Here is a 2,395-nt window from a genome sequence, read left to right as displayed (position 1 = left end):
ACGCCGCGTGGGCCGGCGCCGCCGCGTTCTGCCCCGAGCACCGCGCGCTCTTCGACGGCGCCGGGCTGGCCGACTCGTACAGCACCGACGGGCACAAGTGGCTGCTCACCGCCTTCGACTGCAACCTCTTCTGGACCCGCGACACCGCCACCCTCACCGGCGCGCTGACCGTGCTGCCGGAGTACCTGCGCAACGCCGCCAGCGAGTCCGGCGCCGTCGTCGACTACCGCGACTGGCACCTGCCGCTCGGCCGCCGCTTCCGCGCGCTGAAGCTGTGGACGGTGCTGCGCCGCTTCGGCCTCGAAGGCATACGCGACCACGTGCGCCGGCACGTGGGGCTGGCCGCGGAGCTGGAGTCGTGGGCGGCGGCCGACCCGCGCTTCGCGCTGGGCGTGCCGCGGAGCCTGGCGCTGGTCTGCCTGCACGTCGCCACCGGCCGCGGCACCGGCGCCGACAACGCCGCGACGCAGGCGGTGCTGGAGCGGATCAACGCGGGCGGCCGGTCGTACGTCACGCACACCGTGGTCGACGGCCGCTACCTGCTGCGGGTCGCCATCGGTGGGCTGGAGACCGAGGAGCGGCACGTGCGCGCGCTGTGGGACGACCTGTGCGCCGCGGCGGACGCGGTGACCGGCGGCGCCGCCTGACCGGGGGTGTCTGAACGACCGGGCCCCGGCCCGTCGCTTGACCTTGTCGCAGCGTCAACGTTTCTACTGGGGTCATGCGAATCGGAGAGCTTGCCGCGCTCGCCGGGGTCACCACCCGTACCGTGCGGCATTACCACCGCATCGGGCTCCTGCCCGAGCCCGCCCGCCGCGCCAACGGCTACCGCGTGTACGCCCTGCGCGACGCCGTCGAGCTGGCCCGCGTCCGCCGCCTGACCGAGCTGGGCCTCAGCCTCGACGAGGTGCGCGACGCGCTCGCCGACGACGCGGGCAAGGAGCTGCACGAGATCCTCGCCGAGCTGGACGCCGACCTCGCCCGGCAGGAGGCCGCCATCCGGCAGCGCCGCACCCGCCTCGCCGAACTGCTGCGGCACGCGGAGGGCGGCGGGCTGACCGCCGAGGGGCCGGTGTCGCCGGAGCTGGCGGCGGTGTTCGCCGACATGTCGCGTGCCTCCGCCCGGCTCGGCGTCCCGGAGCCGGCGAGCGCGGTGAAGGAGCGGGAGCTGCTGGCGCTGCTGGACACCACCGTGGACGAGGCGCACCGGGGCTGGCTCGCCGGGCTGCTGCACGCGCTCAGCTCGGACCCGGAGGCGATGACGCGCGCGTACGGCATCTACGCCCGGCTCGACGAGCTGGCCGGCGCCGAGGCGGACGACCCGCGCGTGGAGGAGCTGGCGCGGGACGTGGTCGCCGCCATGCCGGAGGAGGCGCGGGCGCTGGTCACCGACGGGCCGGACGCGGTCCACACCGTGGCCGGAGACGGGACGGGGACCGGTGCCGGGGCCCGGGACGGCGACGAGAGCGGGGAAGCCTTCGCGGAGATGTTCTTCGCGGACTTCCCCCCGGCGCAGGCCGAGGTCATGCGCCGGGCGATGGCCCTGCTCGGAGAGCGGACGGGCGGGGCCGGCGAGGCGGGCGGGGCCGGGCGCGCGGACCGGCGGCGCGGGGAGAGTGCGTCGTGAACGCGCTGCGCCGCACGGTCCGCTTGGCCCTGGCCTCGCTCGTACCCGGCGAGCTGGTGCTCGTGCTCTGCCTCGCCTCGGGCGTGGGCATCCCTGACCCCGCCCTGCTGGCCGTCGAGGTCGCCGTCCTGCTGGTCACCGCCGCCCTGGTCACGCTGCTGGCCGCCGACTACCGCCGCCACCGCGGCGCCGGCCTCGCGCCCCGCGCGGCGGGTCTCGAAGCGGTACGGGACAGCGTCCCGGCCGCCGTGCGCAAGCTGACCGTGCACGAGGTGAAGCTCTTCACCGCCACCCTGCGCTGGCTCGCCCGCCGCCCGAAGCACGGCGTCGGCCCCGGCGACACCGCCGCCGCGTACGCCTCCGGGCAGGCGTTCACGTTCTACGGCTTCTTCTTCGTCTCCGTCATCGAGACGGTGGCGCTCGCGCTCGTCATCCCCTGGCCGGTGGTGCACGCCGTCGTGCTGGTCCTCGACATCTGGGGCATCTACTTCATCCTCGCGCTCCAGGCGGCCTGCGTGGTCCGGCCGCACGTCGTCGGCGCGGACGGCTCGCTGCGCGTACGGTACGGGGTCCTGCTGGACATCCCCGTACCGGCCGAGCTGATCGCGAACGTCCGGCTGGAGCGCCGCTTCCCCGACGGGGGCGGGCTGCTGCGGCTGGCGGACGACGGCACGGCGGACCTCGCGGTCGGCGGGCAGACGACGGTGACGGTGGAGCTGACGGAGCCGGTGGCGTTCGTCCGGCCGCTGGGGAAGCGGGCCGAGGCGC

2 protein-coding genes and 1 pseudogene are annotated in these 2,395 nt (G+C 75.8%); all 3 read left to right on the top strand.

Going from position 1 to position 2,395, the window contains the following annotated elements:
* A partial coding sequence (locus tag H5J30_RS27660; protein ID WP_258563563.1) for a pyridoxal-dependent decarboxylase occupies positions 1–647 on the top strand: 647 nt, incomplete at its 5' end.
* A gap of 74 nt (positions 648–721) precedes the next feature.
* The gene (locus H5J30_RS27655) at positions 722–1,627 is read left to right on the top strand and encodes a MerR family transcriptional regulator (protein ID WP_181790031.1); all 906 of its coding nucleotides are present in this window, start codon (positions 722–724) and stop codon (positions 1,625–1,627) included.
* Positions 1,624–2,395 (top strand): annotated as a pseudogene (locus H5J30_RS27650) (hypothetical protein); the annotation flags it as partial. The gene H5J30_RS27655 and the pseudogene H5J30_RS27650, both read left to right, overlap by 4 nt.

The sequence above is a fragment of the Streptomyces phytophilus genome (genome assembly GCF_013870535.1).
Lineage (GTDB): Bacteria > Actinomycetota > Actinomycetes > Streptomycetales > Streptomycetaceae > Streptomyces > Streptomyces phytophilus.
This window is presented reverse-complemented; position numbering and strand designations above follow the sequence as displayed.